23 protein-coding genes and 1 pseudogene are annotated in these 22670 nt (G+C 64.9%); 14 read left to right on the forward strand and 10 right to left on the reverse strand.

Annotation, left to right across the window (positions count from 1 at the left end):
- Positions 1-223: 223 nt before the first annotated feature.
- Complete coding sequence (locus ACQ4N9_RS22675; RefSeq protein WP_390967463.1) at positions 224-1000, reverse strand: SOS response-associated peptidase family protein; 777 nt, start codon at positions 998-1000, stop codon at positions 224-226.
- 101 nt (positions 1001-1101) lie between these two features.
- Here ACQ4N9_RS22675 and ACQ4N9_RS22680 point away from each other — a divergent pair, with 101 nt between their 5' ends.
- Complete coding sequence (locus ACQ4N9_RS22680; protein WP_258645880.1) at positions 1102-1533, forward strand: LexA family protein; 432 nt, start codon at positions 1102-1104, stop codon at positions 1531-1533.
- A complete protein-coding gene (umuC, locus tag ACQ4N9_RS22685; RefSeq protein ID WP_390967464.1) occupies positions 1517-2800 on the forward strand; it encodes a translesion error-prone DNA polymerase V subunit UmuC in 1284 nt (427 codons plus the stop codon). Before ACQ4N9_RS22680 ends, umuC begins: the two co-directional genes overlap by 17 nt.
- A 19-nt stretch (positions 2801-2819) precedes the next feature.
- On the opposite strand, the gene ACQ4N9_RS22690 is transcribed toward umuC, so the two are convergent.
- The 3 genes from ACQ4N9_RS22690 to ACQ4N9_RS22700 all read right to left on the reverse strand — a co-directional run bounded on the left by ACQ4N9_RS22690 (position 2820) and on the right by ACQ4N9_RS22700 (position 6335).
- Positions 2820-3095, reverse strand: coding sequence for a type II toxin-antitoxin system RelE/ParE family toxin (locus ACQ4N9_RS22690; protein ID WP_390967465.1), 276 nt, complete (start codon positions 3093-3095; stop codon positions 2820-2822).
- Positions 3095-3367 (reverse strand): CopG family ribbon-helix-helix protein, encoded by a 273-nt coding sequence (locus ACQ4N9_RS22695; protein WP_347150126.1) that lies wholly within the window; start codon positions 3365-3367, stop codon positions 3095-3097. Before ACQ4N9_RS22695 ends, ACQ4N9_RS22690 begins: the two co-directional genes overlap by 1 nt.
- A 319-nt stretch (positions 3368-3686) precedes the next feature.
- Positions 3687-6335: a trypsin-like peptidase domain-containing protein gene (locus tag ACQ4N9_RS22700; protein WP_390967466.1), complete on the reverse strand. Its 2649-nt coding sequence runs from the start codon at positions 6333-6335 to the stop codon at positions 3687-3689.
- A 409-nt stretch (positions 6336-6744) separates the two neighbouring features.
- On the opposite strand from ACQ4N9_RS22700, the gene ACQ4N9_RS22705 reads away from it, so the two are divergent.
- From ACQ4N9_RS22705 to ACQ4N9_RS22715, 3 genes are all read left to right on the forward strand, one after another.
- Positions 6745-8259: an OmpA family protein gene (locus ACQ4N9_RS22705; RefSeq protein WP_390967467.1), complete on the forward strand. Its 1515-nt coding sequence runs from the start codon at positions 6745-6747 to the stop codon at positions 8257-8259.
- A 12-nt stretch (positions 8260-8271) separates the two neighbouring features.
- Entirely contained in the window at positions 8272-10164 is a 1893-nt protein-coding gene (locus ACQ4N9_RS22710; RefSeq protein ID WP_390967468.1) for a hypothetical protein, read from the forward strand.
- A gap of 76 nt (positions 10165-10240) precedes the next feature.
- Positions 10241-11074 (forward strand): hypothetical protein, encoded by an 834-nt coding sequence (locus tag ACQ4N9_RS22715; RefSeq protein WP_430933778.1) that lies wholly within the window; start codon positions 10241-10243, stop codon positions 11072-11074.
- 248 nt (positions 11075-11322) lie between these two features.
- Here ACQ4N9_RS22715 and ACQ4N9_RS22720 read toward each other — a convergent pair.
- Positions 11323-11391 (reverse strand): annotated as a pseudogene (locus tag ACQ4N9_RS22720) (heme-binding protein); the annotation flags it as partial.
- Between the two features lie 9 nt (positions 11392-11400).
- Here ACQ4N9_RS22720 and ACQ4N9_RS22725 point away from each other — a divergent pair.
- The 3 genes from ACQ4N9_RS22725 to ACQ4N9_RS22735 are packed head-to-tail and all read left to right on the forward strand — an operon-like array spanning position 11401 to position 13552.
- Positions 11401-11748 carry a metalloregulator ArsR/SmtB family transcription factor gene (locus tag ACQ4N9_RS22725; RefSeq protein WP_125463407.1) on the forward strand — a complete coding sequence of 116 codons (348 nt, stop codon included), beginning with the start codon at positions 11401-11403 and terminating at the stop codon, positions 11746-11748.
- A gap of 22 nt (positions 11749-11770) precedes the next feature.
- Positions 11771-13054: an arsenic transporter gene (locus ACQ4N9_RS22730; protein WP_347150129.1), complete on the forward strand. Its 1284-nt coding sequence runs from the start codon at positions 11771-11773 to the stop codon at positions 13052-13054.
- A gap of 27 nt (positions 13055-13081) precedes the next feature.
- Positions 13082-13552, forward strand: coding sequence for an arsenate reductase ArsC (locus tag ACQ4N9_RS22735; RefSeq protein WP_390967470.1), 471 nt, complete (start codon positions 13082-13084; stop codon positions 13550-13552).
- Positions 13553-13686: 134 nt separating this feature from the next.
- Here the strand turns inward: ACQ4N9_RS22735 and ACQ4N9_RS22740 are convergent, their stop codons facing one another.
- The 4 genes from ACQ4N9_RS22740 to ACQ4N9_RS22755 are packed head-to-tail and all read right to left on the reverse strand — an operon-like array spanning position 13687 to position 16054.
- A complete protein-coding gene (locus tag ACQ4N9_RS22740; protein WP_390967471.1) occupies positions 13687-14154 on the reverse strand; it encodes a DoxX family protein in 468 nt (155 codons plus the stop codon).
- Between the two features lie 10 nt (positions 14155-14164).
- Positions 14165-14920, reverse strand: coding sequence for an HvfC/BufC N-terminal domain-containing protein (locus tag ACQ4N9_RS22745; protein WP_390967472.1), 756 nt, complete (start codon positions 14918-14920; stop codon positions 14165-14167).
- Positions 14917-15750 carry an MNIO family bufferin maturase gene (gene bufB / locus ACQ4N9_RS22750; protein ID WP_390967473.1) on the reverse strand — a complete coding sequence of 278 codons (834 nt, stop codon included), beginning with the start codon at positions 15748-15750 and terminating at the stop codon, positions 14917-14919. Before bufB ends, ACQ4N9_RS22745 begins: the two co-directional genes overlap by 4 nt.
- Before the next feature lie 16 nt (positions 15751-15766).
- On the reverse strand, positions 15767-16054 hold the full coding sequence (locus ACQ4N9_RS22755; RefSeq protein WP_390967474.1) for a BufA1 family periplasmic bufferin-type metallophore: 288 nt from the start codon (positions 16052-16054) through the stop codon (positions 15767-15769).
- 213 nt (positions 16055-16267) lie between these two features.
- On the opposite strand from ACQ4N9_RS22755, the gene ACQ4N9_RS22760 reads away from it, so the two are divergent.
- Together ACQ4N9_RS22760 and ACQ4N9_RS22765 are read left to right on the forward strand one after the other, a co-directional pair.
- Positions 16268-16855: a sigma-70 family RNA polymerase sigma factor gene (locus tag ACQ4N9_RS22760; protein ID WP_390967475.1), complete on the forward strand. Its 588-nt coding sequence runs from the start codon at positions 16268-16270 to the stop codon at positions 16853-16855.
- Positions 16842-17483: a DUF1109 domain-containing protein gene (locus tag ACQ4N9_RS22765; RefSeq protein ID WP_390967476.1), complete on the forward strand. Its 642-nt coding sequence runs from the start codon at positions 16842-16844 to the stop codon at positions 17481-17483. Before ACQ4N9_RS22760 ends, ACQ4N9_RS22765 begins: the two co-directional genes overlap by 14 nt.
- 54 nt (positions 17484-17537) lie before the next feature.
- Here the strand turns inward: ACQ4N9_RS22765 and ACQ4N9_RS22770 are convergent, their stop codons facing one another.
- Positions 17538-19628, reverse strand: coding sequence for an acyltransferase family protein (locus tag ACQ4N9_RS22770; RefSeq protein WP_390967477.1), 2091 nt, complete (start codon positions 19626-19628; stop codon positions 17538-17540).
- A 456-nt stretch (positions 19629-20084) separates the two neighbouring features.
- On the opposite strand from ACQ4N9_RS22770, the gene ACQ4N9_RS22775 reads away from it, so the two are divergent.
- The 4 genes from ACQ4N9_RS22775 to ACQ4N9_RS22790 all read left to right on the forward strand — a co-directional run bounded on the left by ACQ4N9_RS22775 (position 20085) and on the right by ACQ4N9_RS22790 (position 22451).
- Positions 20085-20375: a hypothetical protein gene (locus ACQ4N9_RS22775; RefSeq protein ID WP_347150138.1), complete on the forward strand. Its 291-nt coding sequence runs from the start codon at positions 20085-20087 to the stop codon at positions 20373-20375.
- Between the two features lie 11 nt (positions 20376-20386).
- Positions 20387-21019, forward strand: coding sequence for a hypothetical protein (locus tag ACQ4N9_RS22780; protein WP_390967478.1), 633 nt, complete (start codon positions 20387-20389; stop codon positions 21017-21019).
- A 99-nt stretch (positions 21020-21118) separates the two neighbouring features.
- Positions 21119-21733, forward strand: coding sequence for a YjfI family protein (locus tag ACQ4N9_RS22785; RefSeq protein ID WP_390967479.1), 615 nt, complete (start codon positions 21119-21121; stop codon positions 21731-21733).
- 16 nt (positions 21734-21749) lie between these two features.
- Positions 21750-22451, forward strand: coding sequence for a PspA/IM30 family protein (locus ACQ4N9_RS22790; RefSeq protein ID WP_125463421.1), 702 nt, complete (start codon positions 21750-21752; stop codon positions 22449-22451).
- Positions 22452-22670: the final 219 nt, after the last annotated feature.

A 22670-nucleotide genomic window follows, 5' to 3' on the forward strand; every position in this document is an offset into this window, starting at 1 on the left:
GCTGCAAAATTCCCGGCGAGCACCTGGTGGCCCTCACCCCAATACCCTGACATGCACATGGCGGCCATTACCGAATGCTGACTCAACAAAACTAGCGTTGTCATTTCCAGGCGCCTGCCTTTAGGTCGCATGTGGGCCACTAGGTGCATGGCGACAGGTTTGCAGCGCCTATGAAATCGAGCGCCGCCCGCGCGGCGCATCGCTGGCAAGCCAGCTCCCACATCTATTTCGGGCCAGTCATGCCTGTGGCATCACCGCTGTCCGCCTTGTTGGCATGACGCGATATCTCGGTGCGCGCCGTAACCTCCGCCCAAACCACCGGCAATATCAGCTCCGCCCCCTCATTGCGCACATTCCCCACCCCGCGCCCCACCGCAAACCACTCAAACACCTCCACCGGCAAACACTGCTCCCTGGCCACCCGCTCAGCCTCAACAGCCGTCAAATCCGGATCAATCCACATCCGCGCATGCTCCGCCCCCAGCACCAGCGGCCGGCGATCATGAATATCCACCATCCCCGCATCACTGGCCGCAGTGATGATCACAAACCCATCCCCCTCGTTCGGCTCTAACCCCGGCCGCACTTCGGCCAGCGCCGCCATGAACATCGGCGCGCCACTTTTCAGGCGGATGAAATACGGCTGCTTGCGCTTCGGGTCCTGCGGATCGGCCACCCACTCATACCACCCATCCGCCATCACCAGCGCCCGGCCCTGGGGCCACAGGGCCTTGAAGAACTTGCCAGTGGTCACGGTCTCGACCCGGGCATTGATCGGCGCGGGGCGTTTGTCCTTGGCCCAGAACGGCGCCCAACCCCAGTGGCAGGGGTCGATGCGCAAGCCGTCCTCGGCGTTGTGCAGCACCAGCACGCGGCTGCCGGGGGCCACGTTGTAGCGGGCGATGGGATGGTTGTCGTAGCCGCTGACCACGTCCTGCTCGGCCTGCAGTTCACGCAGGTAGTCGGCCAGGCCTTGGTATTGGGCGAAGCGTCCGCACATGGCTCATCTCCCCATTTGTCGAAATTTCCTACGCCGAAATTGACCAGGCGGCCGATTCACCATTAACTGTATATACATACAGTTTATTTCAAGGCTGCGTCATGACCGCCATCCTCGGCCCGATCGCGTGTGGGAGTGCTTCGCTCCCACGCTACCTGTTTCGCGTACCGGCGGGCTTCCCTTCGCCGGCGGCGGACCATATGGAGCAACCGCTGTCACTGGACGACTTGTTCAACCTGCGTGCGCCGCACATGTACCTGGTCAGGATAGACGGCGACAGCATGCAGGGCGCCGGGATCTTCGACGGCGACCTGGTGATCGTCGACCGTGCCCTGGAGGCGCGCCACGGGCATATCGTCATCGCGGCGGTCAACGGCGAGCCGCTGTGCAAGCGCCTGCACCGGGTCGCTGGCGAGGTGGCGCTGCGCTCGGAGAACCCGCGCTACCCGCCGCGCTACATCCTCGAAGGCGACGAGCTGGCGATCTGGGGCGTGGTGACCTTCAGTGTGCGCAGCCATGACCCTAATGCCTGAGCCGGTGTTCGCGCTGATCGACTGCAACAGCTTCTACGCCAGCTGCGAGCGGGTGTTCCGGCCCGACCTTGCGCGCACGCCGATCGTGGTGCTGAGCAACAACGACGGCTGCGTGATCGCCCGCAGTGCCGAGGCCAAGGCCTACGCGCGGATGGGCGAGCCGTACTTCCAGATCCGCGACAAGCTGCGCCGGCACGGGGTGCTGGCGTTCTCGTCCAACTACGCGCTGTACGGCGACATGAGCGAGCGGGTGATGGGCTTGATCGAGTCGATGGTGCCGGCGGTGCAGGTGTATTCCATCGACGAATGCTTTGCCGACTTCACCGGCATCCCGGGCAACCTCACCCAGTTCGGCCGCGACATCCGCGCCCGGGTGCTGCGCTGTACCGGCATCCCGGTGGGGGTGGGCATCGCCCGCACCAAGACCCTGGCCAAGCTCGCCAACCACATGGCCAAGCGCTTGCAGGCGCAAACCGGCGGGGTGGTGGACATCTGCGAGCCGTTCAAGCGCGACTGGGTGCTGCGTAATACCGGGGTGGAGGAGGTGTGGGGGATCGGCAAGCGCATGACCGCGCACCTGGCCGAGCTGGGCATCCGCAAGGCGATGGACCTGGCCCTGGCAGACCCGCGGCTGCTGCGCGAAAAGTTCAGCGTGGTGGTCGAGAAGACCGCCCGGGAGCTCACCGGCACGCCGTGCCTGGCGCTGGAAGAAACCGACCCGCCGAAGCAGGAGATCTGCTGCAGCCGGATGTTCGGCAAGCGCCTCACTGAGCTTGCCCCGATCAAGCAGGCGGTGGCCACCTACACCGGGCGCGCCGCCGAGAAGCTGCGGGCCCAGGGCTCGCTGTGCAAGCGCATGCGGGTGAGCATCCGCACCGGGCTGTTCAACCCCGATGAGCGCCACCACGTGCAGGGCGTGCTGGTGGAGCTGCCTTACCCCAGCGACGACACCTTGCTGCTGACGCGGATGGCGACCGAGGCGGTGGCGCGGATCTACCAGGCCGGTTACCGCTACAGCAAGGCCGAGGTGCTGCTACTGGATCTGCGCCAGCCGGGGGAGTTCAGCGATGACCTGTTCGCGCAGGGCCAGCCGTTGGCGAGTGGCCGGCTGATGTCTGTGCTGGACGAGGTCAACGGGCGCTATGGGCGGGGGACGCTCAGGGCCGGCAGCGTGCCCGCAGCGCCCGAGTGGGGGATGCGCCGGGCGATGATGAGCCCGTCCTATACCACGCGGATCGAGCAGTTGTGGACGGTGGGTTCACGGTGAGCGGTACGTTTTTAGAAGCCTATCGCTCTTCTCGCGTATGCCATAAGCGCAGCAGGTAGATGGTGGAGCCTACGACTTCATAACGCATCTCGTAGTGCCCGACCAGAATCCGCCGGACATCGCGCGGATCGAATTCTTCCAGCCGCTCGCCGATACGCGGGTTGGTCAGCAGCGTGCTCGGGGCTGCCGTGAGTTGCTGCACTGTGCGGGCTGCCGCAGGCTGATTCACCGGCGCCAGATGGTCGTAGAGTCGAGCCAGGTCGGACAGGGCTTTGCTGGTCCATTTCAATTCCATCAGCGCGGTACCGGCAGCGGAGCAGAGCTGCTCAGGCTGTCGGCCCAGGCCTGGACGGCCTGGTGGTCGATCACGCGGCCGGCATCGACATCGGCCAGGGCTTCGCGGGTCAGGCGGCTACGTTCTTCCTCCTGGTCGAGCCAGGCGCACAGGGCTTGCTTGACGATCCAGTTCTTGGAGCGCTCCAGGCGCGTGGCGACTTCATCGACGCGTTCGGCCAGCTCCACCGGGACGTGAGCGGTGACTGATCGGGTTTTCGCGGTGCTGTTCATGGTGATTGCTCCAAGATGCCAGGCTGTGGGGGCCCGTCGAATGCGGGGTGTCGCCTGGTAGGCTGCAGTCGGGACGGCCACTTGGGTGGAATGTCTCAGCCGTAGCTTGCTGAAAATTGATTTGAAGTTAATCGTAATTAATAAAAATGCATCGTCAAGAGCGCAGTCAGAATAACCCCGCCAGCACCACTGCAGAAACTACCGTCAGTTCTTTATAAAGTATCCGAAGCCATCCCGCGCTCGATCAGGCAGCACGTTAGTGGCTTGCCCATGGCCTTGCGTAACGTGCCCACATAGTGGCACTGCGTTTCGGGACGTTCTACGGTATGCCGCTTTGCGAGCCCTGGCGCGCCGAAAAGAGCCAATCCACCGGCGCCCCCGACCACACCCACGCCTTCATCCCACCCCGGTACCAGTAAACCTGCCGATAACCCAGGGCAATGGCGCGCAACGCGCTGTTGTAGCTCAACCAGCTCTGGGGACCATGACAATAGAAAACCAGCGCCCGCGCCTTGTCACCCTGGGTCAACGCAGCGAGGTCCTTGGCCAGGCGTTGCTGGGTCTGGTCACTGAAATTGCCGCCCTCGGCCGAGTAATGCAGGTCGAGGGCACCCGGTACGCCGATGCTGCCTCCCATCGAAGCAATCACCACGGGCGGATTAGCGGCGGCGAGTGCGCTGGCCAGCTCGGGCGTAGTGATCAGCTGGCCGCCGGGAATGCGGGTGGGTGTATCGCTGCCAAGGTTCGGCCCGGCGTGCAGCTCAGCGGTGGGCTCGATAGCCGTGGCCGCCAGCGCCTCGGCGGGCTCACCGTAGCGGCTTTGGTAGAACGCATTGAACCCTGGGCCACTGGCCTTGAGGTTCATGAACTGCCGGGCAACGGCGTCCACCCGGCCATCGTTCCCCACGTGAAACAGATCGCCGCCCACGATGACACGGCGCGAGCCTGGCATCACCAGGGTGTCGTCGCGCCTGGCCATCTGCTGAAAGTCGACCGGCTCGTCATACCGCAAGCTCGCGCCACTGGCACGCAGCACCGCCTTGTTGCAGGTGGCTACACAAGCCAGACGGGCTTCATCGACGGGCCCGATCACCTTGAAGCCGTCCTCTGGCGGCGTGGTCCAGAAACCCAGCTTGTCGGGGGCATCCCGCCGTGGCCCTTGGCCGGCCTGCTGGCGCAGGGTTTCGATCAGCGCCAGGCTCAGGGTCGAGCGGTCGAAATACAGGCTCTCGACCCGCTCGCGGTAGGCCCGTGCCACCGTCGAGACCCCGGGGTTGTCCTTGTCGGCCTGCTGCGCCGGGCGGAAGTAGGCCGCCTTGTCCAGCGCCTGCTGGCGGTTGCCCAGCAACGGCACCTCCACGTCCTGGTAGGCCTTGTACATCAGGGCCCTGAAGCGGCTGTCGGTGAACAGGGTCTTGCGGTGGGTGCCTTCGAAGCCATCGTCCACGCCAGCGTGCACGCCCAGCAGTTCGAAACGGGCGTTGCCGGGGTTCCACACCAGCAGGGGCCCGCCAGAGTCGCCGAACCAGATGTTGCAGTAGTGGTTGAACAGGATGGTCCGTTGCTGGGCGTTGTAGCTGTGCCGGCTGATGTCCAGGGTGCACTGCTTGAGCGAGGGCGCGACGAAGCTCAGCCTGGCCATGGACAGCTTGAACAGGTCGCCGGGGTAGCCGATGGCGGCGACGTTCAGTTGCGCCGAGCGGGCGGCGTCGAAGCTGTCGGCGAAGGCCAGCGGCGTCACCGGCGTGGCGGGCGCCTTGCGCAGGCGCAGGAGGGCCCAGTCCGCGCCACCCTTGTGCTGGTAGCTGACCAAGGTGGCCGGGATCACCTCCTTCTGCGCGGCCGAGCGTTCGAATACCACCTGCACCTTGCTTTTGCGGTCGGTCTTGTCGACGCAGTGGCCGGCGGTGACCACCAGGGTCGGCGTGCCCACCACGGCACCGCTGCAGCTGCCGGCCTGGGCTTTCACCTGCACCAGGGCGTCATAGGGCGGCTGGCTGAAATCGGTGATGAACTGGCGGTCTTCCTCGACGCCGATACTTCGCCACAGCGAGGGTACCGGCTTCAGGCCCGCCGTGGGCAAGGGCAGGGGCGCAGGCTGGTCTAGGCTGGCCAGGTCCGCTTCGCGCAGGTAGCCCACCAGGCCATACACCGCCTGGCGGTCGGGACGCACCTGCGGTTGCCGGTCGAGAAAACGCGTTACCGAGGCTGTGTCGATAGGGTTCAGGTAGCCCAAGGTATCCGGGTAGGGGCCTTCGCTGGCTGCAATCACCGCCAGCCAGCCGGGCGCCTGGGCCGGGCGTGCATACACCAGGTGCCAGCGCCCGATGTCCTGGATCACCGGGGACGCGGGCTCGGGCTTGAGGCGAACCTGCACGGGGCGCAGGCTCAGGTAGCGAGTGCCGGGCGCATGGCGCAGCCCCCAGGGGATATCCTGCCCGTTGTGCTCGGCGAGGTTGCCGAAAAACGTCTCGCCGCCATAGCGGTTGTCCCCGGGCTTGCCCTCGGGAGTGACGATGGCGGCGGCAATCTCGGCCCAGTGGCGCTTTTCGTCCAGCGTGCGGGCATCGTCCATCAAGCGCCAGGCGCGGCGGATATCGCCGCCGGCCACCGCCTTGCGGTACCAGGGCATGGCCAACGGGGCAAAGCTGTCGTGCAGGCAGGTGTCGAAGTAGGTGTCACCGATCTGCACCATGGCGTCGGTGTCGCCTGCGTCGGCGCGGCGCAGCAGGGCGGGCAGGTTGCGCCCCTGTTCCACCCACTGGCGGGCCTTGGCGGCATCCGGCTCGACACCTGGCTGGTCGATGAACAGGCAGCCGTAGCGCTGGGCAGCGGCCGGGTCGCCGGCTTCGGCCTGGGCGCGCAGGGTGCTCAGCGTTTGGTTGTCGACGGCGTCCACCGCAGCATGGGCGGGGCAGGCGAGGGCCAGGGCCAGCAATGGCCAACAGCGTCGGCATGGAAGGCTCACGGTGTACTCCAGCAGTCAGTCGCCTGGCTGGCCCGGTGGCGCCGGGCCAGTAGCAGGCAATTATAGGTGCTGGCCTGGGCGCGCTCTGATTGTCATCGCCAGCGTCAAGGGGCGCCCCTGCGGCAGTTTGACGCCGGTTTCTTGGACAAATCTTGTAATACAGGCAGTTTCATAGTAACTAGTGGCCCCTAGCCATGAAACGCCAGGAAAGGCAGCGTACCCGCGGGAATGGAGTCCCTGTCACCACTCCCCCCTTATCGCCCCGGCGAGCCTGCCAGCAGGCCCGTTGTCGGTGTGCGCACGCGCCTTTTTCAAGCGGGTTTACAAGGATGCTGCCGGGCACGGCGGCCAGGCATCCGGCACTGACGCTGAAAACGCCCGCTGCAGCGGGCAGCAAAGAGGAAGGGAAATGTTCGGCTCCAGCTTCATGCGGCCCACTGCGCTGGCCGCGGCGGTCGCGCTCGGATTGAGTGGTTGCGCCACCATCGACAAGACGCTCGGTGACAACTCCAATGGTTTCGCTTGCGGTGCCGGCGCGCTGGCCGGTGCCGTGATCGGCGGGGCGATCGTGGCGGCGGCGGGGGGCAACGGCAAGCAGATCGCAGCAGGCTCGGTGGCCGGCGGAGCAGTGGGCTGCGCCGCAGGCTATGCCTATAAGCAGCGCGTCGATCGGCTCAAGGCGGTCGCCGCCCAGGAAGGGCTGCAGGCGCAGGTGCGTGAAATCGAGGTGGTCGATGCCAGCACCGGCAAGAAAGCCTCGGTCGGCCTCGAGGCCCAGGTGCAGATGCAGGAGATGTTCCCCTCCGGCTCCGCCACCCTGACCGCCGATGGCACGCGCAAGCTCAGCGCCCTGGCCCGGGAATTCGCCAGCAACCGTGGCAAGGCCGAACCCGGCAAGCCGAGCAAGAAAGTGCTGGTGGTCGGGCACACCGACTCCAGCGGCAGCGCCGAGCTGAACCAGCGGCTGTCCGAGCAGCGCGCCCGCGCCGTGGGCGATATCCTCGCCAGCGCCGGTATCGCCCGCCAGGACATCTATTACCAGGGCGCCGGCGCCTCGCGCCCACTGGCCGACAACGCCAGTGATGCCGGGCGCGCGCAGAACCGCCGCGTCGAGTTCGTCGAGGTGGACAACGAGCAGGTGCTGGTCAAGCGGGTCAACGACGAGCGCAGCAACGCCAAGTACCTGGCCCATGGCACGGCGGCCCAGCCCAAGGTGAAGGCCCAGGCGCCGAGCAAGCAGGCCAAGGTCGCCAAGACCAGCCGTGCGCCTGCGCCGGTGAATAACGACAAGGCGCCGACCTTGCCCGACCAGCCTGCAGCGGCGGTCATCGTGCAGCTCGATGGCAAGGGCGGCATCGACTTTGGCGGGGAGCCGGTCACCAGCACCCAGTCGGTACTGGCCTCGAACATCACGCCCAAAAGCTCGACCTTCTCGATCATCAGCCCGGCCTACGCCAGCGCGCCGGTGACCTCGTGCGTGGGCGACCTGCCGCGGGTCGAGGGTGAGGTGAAGAACCTGGCCACCGGCGCCACCCTGAAGGACTACAGCACCAACGATTTCTTCCCTGGCCTCAACGGCCAGGTCTGGGGCAGCAAGGTCAATGGCCATGTGGCCACGGTCGGCCCGGTGGGCATCCTGCGCGACAACGCCCAGGTGGCGGTGGCGCCGAAGATGCAGTTCATCTCCAACTTCGCCAGCGGCTCGAAGAAACAGAGCCCGGTGTACAGCTCGGTGGCCAACACCTATGAAGGTGAAACCCAGATCCTCTATAGGGTCTTCGCGGTGGACCAGAAGAAAACCCCCGTCACCTGCATGGACATCGTCTTCGACAAGCGTGCCGGCTCCGCCGTCGCCGGCGAGATCTACTACCCCAAACAGAACAACGCCTACGTCGCCCAGTTCAAACCCAAGCTTGCGCGCTAACAGGACCAACCAATGCTAGATGCCATCCGCACATTCTTTTCGCTTTACTGGCACATCGTGGTGCCGATCGTCACGACCCTGTTCCTGGCGATCCCGATCATCACCCACTGGTATGAGGTGCGTTACTGGCTGATGAGGCTGCGTATCGACATGCCATGGTTCGGGCGCGTTGCCCGTTGGGTCAAGCACCCAGGCTCGCGTGAGGAGCGTAACGAGGAGTGCCCGAGCGCCGTCGGTTTCTATGAGTCCGAGGCGCAGCTGTGCCGCCTCTACGAATCCTACTACCACAAGCATCAGCCATCGGAAGCCAACTTCCGTCGCTGCCAGGACTACCTGCTCAAGATCGACGAAGACGACCGTAGCGAGAAAGGCTTCGGCCTGTGGTTGTTGATCATCGTGCTGATGCTGGTCGAGGCCAGCGCGTTCGGCTTTGCCCTGGCGCCGTTCGCCCTGACCCTGGCAACGCCCAACACCGCCATCGCCGGTGCCTTCGCCTTCGGCCTGGTGATTTCGATCGTGGGTGTGCTGTTGTCCGAGTTCGCCGGTCGCCAGTTGTACCTGAACAACGTGGTGGCGAAGATCCTCGGCTATGAAAACGTGCGCGCCTCGGGTGCCGACGGCAACATGGTGGGCACCCACCTGGTGACCCTGGATACCACTCAGGACGATGATGGCAAGCCGCGTTACCAGCAGATGCTCAATCGGGTGAAGCTGCCCAAGAACGGCGACAAGCCGGCCAAGCGCTTCGGCCTGGTCATCGCCTATGCAGTATTCATAGCGGGCCTAGCGGTTGCGGCCTTCTGGGTGCGTACCGAAACCCTCAACGCTCAGGAAGCCGAGCTGATCGCCCATCCACCGGCAGTTTCGCAGGCGGCTGACGACTTCCCAAGTGGCGCCGACGACAGCTTCCCGGTACCGAGCGACATGCAGGGCATCGCCAACGAGGCGGCGGGCAAGTCGGCCCAGGACCAGATCGACGCGCTGCACCGCGCATCGCTTGTGACCTTCGCCGTGCTCAGTGGCCTGTTCATCTTCATCCAGCTCACCAGTACCTTGCTGGCCTACCGCTACGGCTTTGCTGGTACCCACTCGCGGGTGGCCTGGGACCTGGTGCACAAGTTCTCCAGCGCCAGTGACTTCGTGCGTTACCACGAAGCCAAGGCGCGCGATGTGGCCACCGACGGCCAGGATTCGCTGGGCAAGCTGCAGTCGCTGCAACTGAGCGTGTTCCGGGTCAATGGCGACGACCGCGAGCAACTGCGCAAGGACAACGCCAAGCGCACGTTCATGGTGTTCGTTGCCGAGCAGGAGACGCGCAGGGCGTACCGTCGGCATAAAGAGAGAGCCGGCGGCATGGCTGATGCCAGCCTCGAAGTGGTGAAGAACTATATCGAGAAGACCACCGACGACCTCAATGCCGCCGTCGCGGCCAATGATAACGCGCGCATTCAGGAGATCGCCGCTATTGCGCGCCAGCGTATCGCCAACATGAACGATCCGCGCCTGCAGCCTTACCGGGACCCGTTCAATGCTCTGGTGACCATGTTCAGCGCAGATGCCGCCCAACCGGCCATCGCGGTGACGGCAGCCGCACCGGTCACCGTGACCGTCGCGCCAGCCCCTGCGCCAGTCGCCGCACCGGCCCCGGTGGTGGAGGTGGCGGTCGCGCCTGCGCCGGTCGAGCCGGTTGCCCCGACACCCGCACCCGTTCAACCGGTGGTAGCCGCCGCGCCAGCGCCCGCACCTGCCGTCGGTGGGTTCGACCCGCACCAGTACGGTGACCTGACCGAGTTCCACGAGGACGACCTGGCCTACGTGGCACAGCGCCTGGGGGCCGAGCTCGACACGCTCAAGCGTGCCCGCCGCCTGCAGATGCTGGACAAGCCCAACAGCCAGCCGGCCTGACCGGACTCACCGCCCGCCGCGGCGTTGCCCACAGGGGCAGCGGCCTCGGCCCGGGCACACCCCCTTCGGAGATACGATGAAACTCAAGCGCCTGCTGCTTGCCCTGATCCTTGCGCCGAGCGCCCTGATGGCGGCCGAGCGCAATGACTTGCCAAGCTGCTACACCCAGGCCCGGGTCGACGAGTTCCGCAGCGCCCCCTCGGGGCGCCTGCTCACCGTCGTGGTCGACCAGACCACGCCCTTGACCACTGACCTGCAACGCACTGCATGGGGGCATATCAAGCGCTTCCTGCAGCCGGGCGACAAGCTGCGTCTGTACTCGTTCAGCGCCTACCTGGACGGGCACTACACGCGCCTGCAGTACGCCGCAGAGCTGGAAAAGCCCCTCGACGAGGCGGTGCTGGGCAATGTGCCGATGATGTCGGCGCGCAAGCTCGACAACTGCCTCAAAGGCCAGTCGGCGCTGTTGTACCAGCGTTTCGGCAAGGTGTTCGCCGGGGTCATGGGCAAGTCCAGCTCGGACATTCCGCGCAGCGAGATCCTGTTCAGCCTCAAGGCGGTCGGCGAAGACCTGCAGAAGGCCGAAAACGTCAACGAGCACGTCATCCTGGTGATGTCGGACATGCTCGAATACAGCGACTTCGGCAGCTTCTACCAGGCCAACGGCATTCGCCAGATCGACCCCAACGTCGAGCTGGCCAAAGTGCAGAAGCAGAACCTGCTGGCCGATTTCGGCGGTGCGCGCATTTACGTGCACGGCGCGGCGTTCGTGCCGACCACGGCCAAGAACGGCTACCGCAGCGGCAAGATGATCCAGAACCTGGAAACCTTCTGGCGCGCCTACTTCGACAAGTCCAACGCAACCTTGCAAGGCTTCGGCAACCCGGAGCTGACCGCCACCCTGGAGTGATGGCACGGCTGTGCTGCGCGCCGCGGTCGCAATGGCGGCAGCACGCAGCACCTGGTGGCTGGCCGAATTCGAAAAATTACGGTCACAGGGCTGTGCTTTACATATGGAAATCCGTATATTCGCATTTCCATATGTATCACCCCTTCGCGGGTAAACCCGCTCCCACAGGTTCACCACAACCTTCAACATTGTGGTGAACCTGTGGGAGCGGGTTGACCCGCGAAAGGGCCGGCAGCGTCAAAAGAGAATCAAGCAGCCACCCCGGCATCCGCCGTCAGCCCCAGCTCTTCGATCGCACTGATCGCACACTGCTCAAAGGTTTTGCCATGATCACCCCACCCGAGCTCTTCAAGAGCCTGGCGGACGAGACCCGCGCTCGCGCCACCTTGCTGATCGCCCAACTGGGCGAGCTGTGCGTCTGCGAACTGATGTGCGCCCTGGACGACAGCCAGCCCAAGATCAGCCGCCACCTCGCCCAGTTGCGCAGCAGCGGCCTGCTGCTGGATCGCCGCCAGGGCCAATGGGTGTACTACCGTCTCAATCCGCAATTGCCTGCCTGGGTGCACGAGGTGCTGCAGCTGACGCTGCAGGCCAATGCCACGTGGCTGCAGGCCAACGCCACACGCCTGCAGAACATGCAAGAGCGCCCGGTGCGCACTGCCGCCTGCTGCTGAACACCTGCCAAGCGAGGTCCCCATGCTGGTCGCCGTTGCCGTCTTCATTTTCACCCTCACCCTGGTCATCTGGCAGCCCAGGGGCCTTGGCGTCGGCTGGAGCGCCACGCTGGGCGCGATCATCGCCCTGGCCGTGGGCGCGGTCTCGCTGCAGGACATCCCGGTGGTGTGGGCCATCGTCTGGAATGCCACCGCCACCTTCATCGCGATCATCATCATCAGCCTGCTGCTGGACGAGGCGGGTTTCTTCGAGTGGGCGGCCCTGCATGTGGCGCGTTGGGCGAGGGGCAGCGTTCATCGCCTGTTCGCCTTTTGCATCCTGCTTGGCGCCGCCGTTTCGGCGCTGTTCGCCAACGATGGTGCGGCGCTGATCCTCACCCCCATCGTCATGTCGATGCTGATCGCGCTGCGGTTTTCCCCGGCAACCACCCTGGCGTTCGTCATGGCCGCCGGTTTCATTGCCGATACGGCCAGCCTGCCGCTGGTGGTGTCGAACCTGGTGAACATCGTCTCGGCCGACTATTTCGGCCTGGGTTTCGCCGACTACGCCGCGGTGATGGTGCCGGTGAACCTGGCCAGCATTGGCGCTACCTTGCTGGTGCTGTGGCTGTTCTTCCGCCGTGACCTGCCGCAGCGCTACCCGGCCGACACCTTGCCGGCGCCGAGCTCGGCGATACGTGACCCGGCCACCTTCGCCGTCGGTGGGGCGACGCTGCTGTTGCTGCTGGTCGGCCTGTTCGCCCTGGAGCCGCTGGGCATCCCGGTCAGCGTGGTGGCGGGCGTGTGCGCGGCGTTGCTGTTCGCGGTCGCCGCCCGTGGCCACCGCATCTCCACCCGCCGGGTACTGCGCGAGGCGCCCTGGCAGGTGGTGATCTTCTCCCTGGGCATGTACCTGGTGGTGTACGGGCTGAAGAACGCCGGCCTTACCGACCTGCTTGCCCGGCTGCTCGATCAGCTCGCCGCCCACGGCCTGTGGAGCGCCACCCTGGGCACCGGCCTGCTCGCGGCGCTGCTGTCGTCGGTGATGAACAACCTGCCCAGCGTGCTGGTCGGGGCGCTGTCGATCCAGGCCAGCGGCGCCGAGGGCCTGGTGCGCGAGGCGATGATCTACGCCAACGTCATCGGTTGCGACCTCGGGCCGAAGATCACCCCCATCGGCAGCCTGGCCACGCTGCTGTGGCTGCACGTACTGGCGCGCAAGGGCATGCGCATCAGCTGGGGTTACTACTTCAAGGTCGGCCTTGTGCTGACCTTGCCGGTACTGCTGATCACCCTGTCGGCCCTGGCGCTGCGCCTGAGCCTGTGACACCCACCACCCTGCGAAGGAGCTTTCATGCGAGTCCTGTTCATGTGCACGGCCAACAGTTGCCGCAGCATCCTCAGTGAAGCGGTGTTCAACCACCTGGCGCCGCAAGGCTTCCAGGCGGTGAGCGCCGGCAGTTTTCCCAAGGGCCAGGTGCTGCCGCGCAGCCTGGCGACCCTGCAGCAGGCCGGCATCGCCATCGCCGGCCTGAGCAGCAAGGGTAACGATGCCTTTGCCGACAACCCGCCGGACATCGTCATCACCGTCTGCGACAAGGCGGCGGGCGAGGCCTGCCCGGTGTACTTCGGCCCGGCGCTGAGGGCCCACTGGGGGCTGGAGGATCCGTCCGAGGTGGTGGGTGACGAGGCGGCGGTCGATGCGGCCTTCCAGGCCACCCTGGCCCGTATCGAGCGGCGATGCATGGCGTTCTTCGCGTTGCCGTTCGCCGCGCTGGAACCCGAGGCGCTCAAGCGCGAGTTGCAGCGTATTGGCGGGCTTTGACCCTTTGCTGCTCGGAAGGGCTGCACAGCAGCCCCGGCAATCTTGAGCCAGGCTCGAGATCCTGGGGCCGCGCTGCGGCCCTTTCGCGGCACAAGGCCGCTCCTACAGGTTTCTGCGTCAATCGTTGGTAAGCATCAACGCAGCTTGAGCAAGCGGTCCAGCGAAAAGGCCCCGGCCCCTCGGGCAATCAGCAACAACAGCAGGCCGGCCCAGGTCAGGTGGGTGGGCCACGCATCGGGGTAGACGAACACTTCGATGACCGTGGTCATGCCAAGCAAGGCCAGGGCCGACAACCGGGTCAGCAGGCCGAGTACCAGCAGCAGCGGGAACAGGTGCTCGGCATAGGCGGCCAGGTGCGCCGCCAGCCAGGGTGAGAGCAGCGGCAGGGCGTATTCGCTGCGGAACAGCTCGTAGGTGCTGGGGGTGATGGTCAGCAGGCCTTCGACCTTGGTGCGGCCGGACAGGAAAAACACCGAGGCGATGCCAAACCTGGCCACCAGGCACAACAGGTTGTCGCCCAGCAGATGTTGCAGGCGTTCGGCAAGCCGGTTCCAGTGGTGGCGCAGGCTGTTGGCCGACCCGCTGGGGTGGGTGATGTCCATGGCAGCTCCTTCAGGCGAATGTGAGTGGACGAAAAGCCCGGGCTTGCAACAGCCGGCCGAGCAGGTCGGTAAAGTCCAGGTCGGGTTGGGCTTGCAGCGCGAGCTGCGATGCCTGGTCCAGCGTCAGCCCGCCGGCACAGGCCTGGAGAAAGGCGCAGCCACCGTGTTCCAGGGGGTGATGGCGCACACCGTCGGCATCGCCGCTCAGCAGCACACCTTCGGCGACCCAGGGCTGGTCCTGCGGCCAAGCCAACTGTTCGCGGCTGCAGCGCCAAAGGCTGTACGCAGGATGCTGCGCGAACCAGTGCCAACGTACGCTGGCGCGCGGGCGCAGATGGCTGTGTGCCAGGTCGCCGGGGGTCATGCCGGCCAGTTCGGCGAGGTCCAGGCAGGGATCGCAGGGCCCGCTGAAGGCCTCGTTCCACAAGCGGTCCAGGCGCGCGACATCGGCCAGGTAAGGAAGGCCGTGCTGCGCCTGCATCGCTTCGAGAAAGGCCGCAAAGGTTGCGCCGTAGTGAATCAGCCGGGCATCGCTGGGCGGTGACTGCTGCGCATAGGCTGCCGCCGCATCGCCCATCCAGGCTGGGCCAACCAACTGCTCGACACTTGGGAAGTTGGCGCGCAGGGCATCGACACAGCCAGCCAGCACCGTGTTGCGGTACACCGCAAACGCCGGCTGCTCGGTCAACGCCGCCAGTTGTGGCGCCGGCCGCCCTTGCAGCGCGTCGACGAATGCGTCCTGGAACTGGTGCAAAGAAGGATTCATGACAAGCCTCCAGTGTGTTCCAGCATTGCCTGGGCCCGGTCGCGCTCGGCGAGCAGCGCGTTGAAAGGGGGAAGCTTGTCGTCACGTTCAATCAAGGTCGGGCGTGGCCCGATGCGCTCGATCAACCGTTGGTACAGCGCCCAGACCGGCTCGGCGATGCTGGCGTCATGGGAATCGATCAGCAGCGCGCCCTGATCGTCGTGGCTGTACCCGGCCAGGTGCACCTCGGTCACGGCGTGGGCCGGGAACCGGTGGAGGTAGTCGGTCGCGTCGAAACCAAGGTTGTGTGCGCTGACGTGCACATTGTTGACGTCCAGCAGCAAGCCGCAGCCGGTACGCCGGACCAGCTCGGCGAGGAAATCGATCTCGTCCCAGTCATGCCCCTGCAACTGCAGGTAGTGGCTGGGGTTCTCGATGGAAAGGTGCCGCCCCAGGGCCTCCTGGCTGCGCTGGATATTGTCGGCGATGCGCCCCAGCGCCTCGCTGCTGCGGGGGAAGGGCAGCAGGTCGGGGTGGTACTGGCCGCGCCAGGCCGACCAGGCCAGGTGTTCGGACACCAGTGCCGGGCGTACCTCATCGATCAAGGCACGCAAACGCCGCAGGTGTGTGGCATCCGGTTCAGCATCGGCTGCCAGTGACAGCGCAACGCCGTGCAGCGACAGCGGATGCTGCTCGGCGATGCGCGTAAGCCAGGCGAGCCGTGGGCCGCCGACCATGTAGTTTTCCGGGTGGACTTCGAACCACAGCCCGTCGGCGCGCTGGGCCAAGGCCTGGGCGTAGTGCTCGGCCTTGAGCCCGAGCCCGGCGCCCAGCCGCGTGTTGCCGTTCATGGTCGGCCTCCTGCACTCAGGACTTGATCGGGGTCAGCGAGCCCATGCCAGTAGGGGTCTTGATCGAGGTGCAGGAACCGGCCGGGACGTTCTTCCAGTGCATGCCGTCATAGTCTTTTTTGGCACTGCCGGCGCAGGTGGTGCCGGCGCCAGCCTTGCAGTCATTCTTGCCGGCCATGGCAACGCCGTAGCATTTCTCCATGGCGGCACCGGTGCCGGCGGGTTGGGCGGTTTCTGCGGCCATGGCGACGCCTGCCAGCGAGGCGAGGGCAAGGGCGGCAGTGGTGAGGGCGAAGGCTTTCATGGTGGGTCTCCAAAGGATGGGGCCGTGGCGAATTACCGGCGGCTCATGGACTAATTCGCCGCACTCGTCCTTCGGGTTACAGCCACTACAAAATATTTCTCGCAATCTGCGCAGGCCACCTACCTTATTGAGGCAGGCCGACGTTCACACGGCAGGGGTGTGCGACAGGGGCCGGTGAAAAGAAACGCGGCGAGGGTGTAACCCAGGCGGCCAATGCAACGAACTAATGATCAGGCAGTGCTCAATGCGCGCGAGTTACAGTTGCAGGCTTTGCTGCTGCGCGGGCTCTCGGGCGATGCAGTGGCATACCGCGATTTTCTGGCGGCTCTGGCGTTGCATGTGCGTGGCTTTTTGCAACGGCGCCTGGCCTGGCGCCCCAGCGAGGTCGAGGACCTGGTGCAGGAAGTGCTGCTGGCGGTGCACAACGCGCGTCATACCTACCAGGCGCAGCAGCCATTGACTGCCTGGGTGCAGGCGATAGCCCGCTACAAGCTGGCCGATCATCTGCGCAGCTTCGCCCGCCACGAGGCACGCAACGAGCCGCTGGACGATGACACCGACCTGTTCGCCGGCACCGGTGCGGAGCCGGCCGAGGCCAGCCTGGACCTTGAACGCTTGCTCGAGCAATTGCCGGCACGTCAGCGCCTGCCCATCGTGCACGTCAAGCTTGAGGGGTTGTCGGTGGAGGAAGCAGCACGCCGCACCGGTCTCTCCAGTTCGGCGGTCAAGGTGGGCATACATCGAGGGCTGAAAGCCTTGGCCAGGCTGATTGAAGGCAGGAGTAACCATGAACACCGATGACTGGATTGACCTGCTGGCTCGCCACGAGGGCCCGGTGGATCGGCACGTATCGGCCAAGCGCCTGGGGGTTGCACTGCTCGCTGGCTTGCTCGGCGCGGTGCTGATGACAGTGGCCATCTACGGTGTACGCAGCGATCTAGGTGAGGTCGCCCGCACGCCACTGTTCTGGGCCAAGGTTGCACTGCCCGCCAGCCTGGCGCTGCTCGGGTTGTGGCTGACCCAGCGGCTGGCCCGGCCGGGTGTGAAGGGCGGTGCCTTGTGGGGGCTGCTTGGCCTGCCCTTGGTGCTGGTCTGGCTGGGCGCGGCGATCAGTCTGCTCGGTACCCCTGTCGAAGCCCGCGCCGACCTGGTTCTGGGCCGCACCTGGCGCACCTGTGCCTTGAACATCGCCTTGCTGTCGCTACCCTGCCTGATCGCTGTGTTCTGGGCCTTGCGCGGCCTGGCGCCAACCCGCCTGCGCCAGGCGGGAGCCGCTGGCGGATTGCTGGCCGGTTCGACGGCAACCCTGGCCTACTGTCTGCATTGCCCGGAGATGGGCGTGCCGTTCTGGGGGCTCTGGTATGTGTTGGGGATGTTGCTGCCGACACTTTTTGGGGCGGTTATCGGCCCGCGACTGTTGCGCTGGTGATTGCCCATCACAAGGTTGCAGGGCCAGCCTTGCGCTGGCCCTGCTGGCCCTTTGTTACCGGGTAGGTTGCAGGAAGGGGTTGCCCTTGTGCTGCAGGTACTGCTGGCCAAACCAGTACGAGGCGTAATCGGTGATATGACCGATATCGCGGTACACCGGCACCCCGTCGATGGCCATCAGGCAGGCGCCGTCCCGGCACTGGGCATCCTTCGGATCAATGATGATCAGCTCTGGATAAGCCTCCTGCGCGGCCTTGAACAGTGCTGTGAGCTTGGGCTCTTCAACGCCATCCCAAGGTTGCTGGTTGCAATGCGCGCTTTCGGCCGCGACGCCGAACATCCCACGCATTTTGATGTTGCGGTACACGCAGTTGTTGACGTCGGCCGGCATGAGCATGTTGGCCTTGACGATTACCGGAATGGCACCGGCCTCACGGATGACCTGCAGCCCTTCAAGCAGTGCGGCCTTGAGGCGTTGGTTGGAGAGCGCCTCGGTACGCTCGTCCTCCAGGGAGTTGACCACCCTGTCGGTGTTCACGTAGTTCTCCCAGATCTGGCCGAGCATCACGTACTTGTACTGATTCTGCTTGATCAGTTGGTAATAGTCGGCGCTGGCCGCGTGGCAGGTGACGTACAGCTCCTTGAACTTGTACCAGTCGTAGAGGTATACGCCAGGCAAGGTCAGGCAAGCGGAGAAGGATTGCGCCATGACCGAGATGTTCGCGTCCTTGGCCAGGGTATCGATGAAACCCCACTCCTGGTTGGAGAACGAGTCGCCGATCAGCAGCGCCTTGGTTGGCGACTGCACGTCACCCATGGCGCAACGCTCGTCCGAGCCATCACGGGCACCTTCCAGGCATTTTTCACGGTGAGGCACTTCGGCGGCCTTGAGGCGGGTCAGGACGCCGTTGGTACCGTAGTCGAAGCGGGCGGGCCAGCCGTCGGCCTTCTTCCCGGCGGCATGCAGTGCCGACAGGCCGATGGCCGGCACGATCAGCATCAGCACCAGGGTCTTGGTGAAGCCCAGGCGCGAGTGGCGCAGTGGTTTTTCCACCAGCAGGTAGGACAGCGTGGCCAGGGCGAAGGTGAGGGCGAAGTAGCTGGCGATCACCGTTGGGGTCTTCTCCATGCCCAGGTAGTTGACGGTGGCGATGATCGGCCAGTGCCACAGGTACAGCGAGTACGAAATCAAACCGATCAATACCACCGGCCGGGCCGACAGCAGCCTGGAGGTGATGCTGGAGGGGCCGACGAACAGCAGCGCGGCGGTGGCCAGGCAGACCAGCAGCGCGTGGTGGTCCGGATAGCTCGCCACCGGGATGACCTGCAGGGCGGTCAGGACGATGGCCAGCAACGCAACCAGTGCGATGGCCGAGGCCATGACCTTGCCAGGCTGTTTTCTGCCGTTGCCCAGCACGGCGACGCAGGAACCGATCATCAGTTCGAAGATGCGCGCTGTGAAGAAGTAGTAGCCATGCCCATAGAAGGCCTTGGAAATGTACAGGGCGGCGCCGAACGACAGCAGCGTCAACAGTACACAGGCATAGCCCAGCTGGCGTTTGCTCAGCGAGCGGTTCAGCAGCCACAGCCCCAGCGGCAGCACGATGTACCACTGCCACTCGATGGCCAGCGACCAGGTGTGCATGAGCAGCAGGGTCGCGGCATCCGCCGTCGCATAGCCGCCCGTTGCCTTGCCGAAGTACTGGTTTGACAGCAGCAGGCTTGTGTACTTTTCGCTCTTCAGGAAATTGACATAGTCATAGGGCAGGTACAGGACGGTGGCCACGGCCAGGGTACCGACCAGCAGGGCCAGCACTGCTGGCTGAAGCCGCCAGATCCGTCGCGCGTAGAACCCGGAGAACGTGAACGTGCCCTTTTCCATGGACCTGAGGATGATCGACGAGGTCAGGTAGCCGGAAATGACGAAGAAGATATCGACGCCGATGAACCCCGACGGGAACAGCGTGAGCCCGCCATGGAAGACCAGCACCAGCAGAACGGCAATCGCGCGCAGCCCGTCGATGTCCGCTCGATAATCAACAGTTCTTGCGGTGCCTTGGGCCGGCTGGGTAGTCGTTGCACCGCTGGGCGGAAGAACGTTTGAAACATCGTGTGGCGTGAGCGGATAGCTTTTGTCGTTTGACACAGTGGTAGTCCTTAATTCCCTTCCAATCGCCTTCAGAATCCAGGCAGCACGCAACGTGCCTGCGAGTGGGCCCGCAGGGCACGACAGCTTCCATGGTGAACAGCGCAGGCGTCGCCCAGGGCAGGGCCCCGGCTGCCGGCGCGTATCGTACAGGCCTTTTGTCATTGCATTCCATTTCAATTGCTTGGCGAATGGGCGAGGGAGGCCACAGGTGCCGTGATGATGGCCCGGGCAGCCTCCATTGCCCAATCGAAAACCTGCCTCGGCACATCGGGAAACATTGTGAAAGCGCTGGTTACACAGCCGCGCGTCAGCGGCTGCTCCGCAGAGCCATAGTCAATCCCGCGTGTGTGCTCTGGCAGAAGCTGTCGGAGCGCCACTGGTCGCCTGAGGCAATGGAAGACTGGCATTCGCCTTGGGTGTGTACGATGATTTTCGTATAGACAAGGATGTCCCATGCAAAGAGGCTTCAAAGCAGCGAGGCGCGCAGTGATCGCAGCCCTCGAAGCGGGTGATTACCTGCATGCGTCACGCGGCGATATCGAGGTGAAGAACCTGTTGGCGACTGGAGCGGTTACGGCGGCGCAAGTCATCGACGTCATCCTCGCCTGCAACGGCACCCATTACCGCAGCAGCCCTCATCACACCGTGGCATCGGTCGAAGTTCACCTGATCAGGTGGCACGGTTGGTACATCAAGTTCTATTTTCTCGAGCCAGACACCTGGTTCATCAGCGTTCATCAGTGAGTACCCAGGCGATGACAATTCTTTTCGAAGGCGATACCGGCAAGGCGCTCTGCGAGCATTGCCAGGCCGTGGTAACCACGCGTTACCTGCGCCGTGACGTGCCGTTCAGTGATGGGCAAGGCGTGGCACGGGACATTCTGGTGGGCGTGTGCGATGGCTGCGATACGGTGGTCGCCATCCCGCCGCAGTCCACCCCGGCAATCCGCGAGGCGCGCAAGCAGCAGCTCAAGTCCATCGAGGCGCGGCTGCCGGCGGTGTATCTGGATGTGCTCGACGCGGCAATGCAAGCGGTCAGCAGCGAGGCAGGGGCACACTTGCGCAAGCTGTTCCTCGCCCATTATTTCCATTGGCTGGTGCAGGCCCGCCAGGAGGCAGGTCTGCAACCCGGCCACGAGGCCTTCGTCCAGGCACTTGACGCGCAGCGGCGTCAGAGGGGGTTGCCGGCGTCCGGAGCCACGCGTCGGTTGTCGATGAAGGTCAACGCGCACATGGCCGAGGACTTCCTGACGCTGCTGGGGCAAACCCGGATGAGTCAGACCGAGCTGCTAAAGGCGGTGATCGCAAGAATCCAGGTGGATGTGCTCGAGGCGCGTGATCCGCAGGTGATCGAGGCGCTGCAGCGGCTGACGCGGCTGGCGGGTTAGGTCGGGTCGGGTGAGCCTGATTCATCACATGTGAGGCTTGCGGAGCTCATGATCCAGGCGTAACGTGCATCACATGTGAGACAAGGACACCCCCCTTCGATGACAGGCAAGAAAAGCTCCACCGACTACATGCGTGACATGCGCGCCCGGCTCAAGGCCGCGGGCCTGGTCAAGCGTGAGCTGTGGATCCTGCCCGAGCACGCCGCCGCCCTGCGCGGTATCGAGAAGGCTTTACGTCAGCCCCACGCGGGCAAACAGGTCAGAACGGAGGATTTCATGACCGAGCACACCCACTGGACGATCGAAACGCTGCACGGCGCCTTGCAAGGCCTGGACGAGGTGCGCGGCGGGTCGATCGGCCTGTCCCTGCAACAGGGCGCCGAGCCCAGCCTCAAGCTGGTGATGAACGAACTGGACGGCCTGCCGCTGTACATCGCCGTGGCCGGTGAGCAGATCCTGGTCGACACGCTGCTGGTGCAAGCCAGCCAGGTGAAAGACCGCGCTGCATTCAACGATGCGGTGCTGCGTACCCGCGACGTGTTCCCGCTGTCGTCCATCGGCCTGCACACGCTGCCCTCGGGCGAGTCGGTGTACACCATGTTCGGCGCCCTGAGCGCGGCCTCGTCGTTGGACAACATCGTCCAGGAGATCCACACCCTGGCCGAAAACGTCATCACCGCCGCCGAAGATTTCGAAGTCTACTTCACCCACTGATTCCGGAGATTGCATCATGAGTTTGTTGAGAAAGATCGTCACCGCCCTGCGTGGCGGCGCTTCGGAAGTCGGTGAGGCGATCGTCGACTCCCAGGCCCTGCGCATCCTCGACCAGGAGATCCGCGACGCGGACAACAACCTGATCGATGCGCGCAACCAGTTGGTCAAGATCATGGCCAAGCACAAGACCGCGCAGCAGCGCATCACCGAGTTCGACAAGACCATCGGCGACTGGGAGCAGAAAGCCATTGCCGCGCTGGACAAGGGCGAGGAGGGCCTGGCCCACGAATGCGCGGCGCGCATCGCCGACCTGACCAACCAGCGTGACAGCGAGCAGGCGCTGGCCGACCAGTTCGGTGCGTCGGTGACGACCCTGACCGCCACCGTGAACAAGACCGAGGCGCAGATCAAGGGCCTCAAGCAACAGGTGGATCTGGTCAAGGCTCGCGAAAGCGTGCAGCGTGCCCAGGTCAGTGCGGCGTCGGCCACCGGCGGCGCCAATGGCAGCCTGGAAACGGCGGTCGGGTCGCTGGATCGCATCAAGAAGCGTCAGGCCGAGCGTGCCGCCGAGCTGGAAGCGGCGGCGGAGCTGGCGGGCAAGGCTGACGGCAGCGATCTGGAAGCACGCCTGAAGTCGGCTGGGATCGGCGCCAGCAACAGTGGTGCCGACGATGTGCTGGCACGCTTGAAGGCCAAGGCGGCCAAGCCGGCGGAGTGATTCGTCGAGTGGGCCGGCCTTATCGCGGGGCAGGCGCAAAAACCCTGTTGCAGACCCGTTGGCGGGGCACACGAAAAGCAGTATCGTGTCGCCCCCCCGCCAAAGGACTGCCGCGACCCAAGGGATTTTCAATGTCGCCTTCTGCCGACAGGCCCAGCCTGTTTGCTACAGCTCCAGTACTGGCTCCTGATCCGTCACCCTCTCACCCAGGAGATGCCC

Source organism: Pseudomonas sp. ES1, assembly GCF_050586605.1.
Lineage (GTDB): Bacteria > Pseudomonadota > Gammaproteobacteria > Pseudomonadales > Pseudomonadaceae > Aquipseudomonas > Aquipseudomonas sichuanensis.

Bases quoted from the DNA above. Each gene is read 5' to 3' on its own strand.
- ACQ4N9_RS22775 (WP_347150138.1), top strand. From the start codon at position 20,085: ATGCAAAGAGGCTTCAAAGCAGCGAGGCGCGCAGTGATCGCAGCCCTC.
- ACQ4N9_RS22730 (WP_347150129.1), top strand. From the start codon at position 11,771: ATGCTGGTCGCCGTTGCCGTCTTCATTTTCACCCTCACCCTGGTCATC.
- ACQ4N9_RS22690 (WP_390967465.1), bottom strand. From the start codon at position 3,095: ATGGAATTGAAATGGACCAGCAAAGCCCTGTCCGACCTGGCTCGACTC.
- umuC (WP_390967464.1), top strand. From the start codon at position 1,517: ATGACCCTAATGCCTGAGCCGGTGTTCGCGCTGATCGACTGCAACAGC.
- ACQ4N9_RS22745 (WP_390967472.1), bottom strand. From the start codon at position 14,920: ATGAATCCTTCTTTGCACCAGTTCCAGGACGCATTCGTCGACGCGCTG.
- ACQ4N9_RS22790 (WP_125463421.1), top strand. From the start codon at position 21,750: ATGAGTTTGTTGAGAAAGATCGTCACCGCCCTGCGTGGCGGCGCTTCG.
- ACQ4N9_RS22740 (WP_390967471.1), bottom strand. From the start codon at position 14,154: ATGGACATCACCCACCCCAGCGGGTCGGCCAACAGCCTGCGCCACCAC.
- bufB (WP_390967473.1), bottom strand. From the start codon at position 15,750: ATGAACGGCAACACGCGGCTGGGCGCCGGGCTCGGGCTCAAGGCCGAG.
- ACQ4N9_RS22695 (WP_347150126.1), bottom strand. From the start codon at position 3,367: ATGAACAGCACCGCGAAAACCCGATCAGTCACCGCTCACGTCCCGGTG.
- ACQ4N9_RS22705 (WP_390967467.1), top strand. From the start codon at position 6,745: ATGTTCGGCTCCAGCTTCATGCGGCCCACTGCGCTGGCCGCGGCGGTC.
- ACQ4N9_RS22785 (WP_390967479.1), top strand. From the start codon at position 21,119: ATGACAGGCAAGAAAAGCTCCACCGACTACATGCGTGACATGCGCGCC.
- ACQ4N9_RS22710 (WP_390967468.1), top strand. From the start codon at position 8,272: ATGCTAGATGCCATCCGCACATTCTTTTCGCTTTACTGGCACATCGTG.
- ACQ4N9_RS22680 (WP_258645880.1), top strand. From the start codon at position 1,102: ATGACCGCCATCCTCGGCCCGATCGCGTGTGGGAGTGCTTCGCTCCCA.
- ACQ4N9_RS22765 (WP_390967476.1), top strand. From the start codon at position 16,842: ATGAACACCGATGACTGGATTGACCTGCTGGCTCGCCACGAGGGCCCG.
- ACQ4N9_RS22715 (WP_430933778.1), top strand. From the start codon at position 10,241: ATGAAACTCAAGCGCCTGCTGCTTGCCCTGATCCTTGCGCCGAGCGCC.
- ACQ4N9_RS22780 (WP_390967478.1), top strand. From the start codon at position 20,387: ATGACAATTCTTTTCGAAGGCGATACCGGCAAGGCGCTCTGCGAGCAT.
- ACQ4N9_RS22760 (WP_390967475.1), top strand. From the start codon at position 16,268: ATGCAACGAACTAATGATCAGGCAGTGCTCAATGCGCGCGAGTTACAG.
- ACQ4N9_RS22755 (WP_390967474.1), bottom strand. From the start codon at position 16,054: ATGAAAGCCTTCGCCCTCACCACTGCCGCCCTTGCCCTCGCCTCGCTG.
- ACQ4N9_RS22725 (WP_125463407.1), top strand. From the start codon at position 11,401: ATGATCACCCCACCCGAGCTCTTCAAGAGCCTGGCGGACGAGACCCGC.
- ACQ4N9_RS22675 (WP_390967463.1), bottom strand. From the start codon at position 1,000: ATGTGCGGACGCTTCGCCCAATACCAAGGCCTGGCCGACTACCTGCGT.
- ACQ4N9_RS22735 (WP_390967470.1), top strand. From the start codon at position 13,082: ATGCGAGTCCTGTTCATGTGCACGGCCAACAGTTGCCGCAGCATCCTC.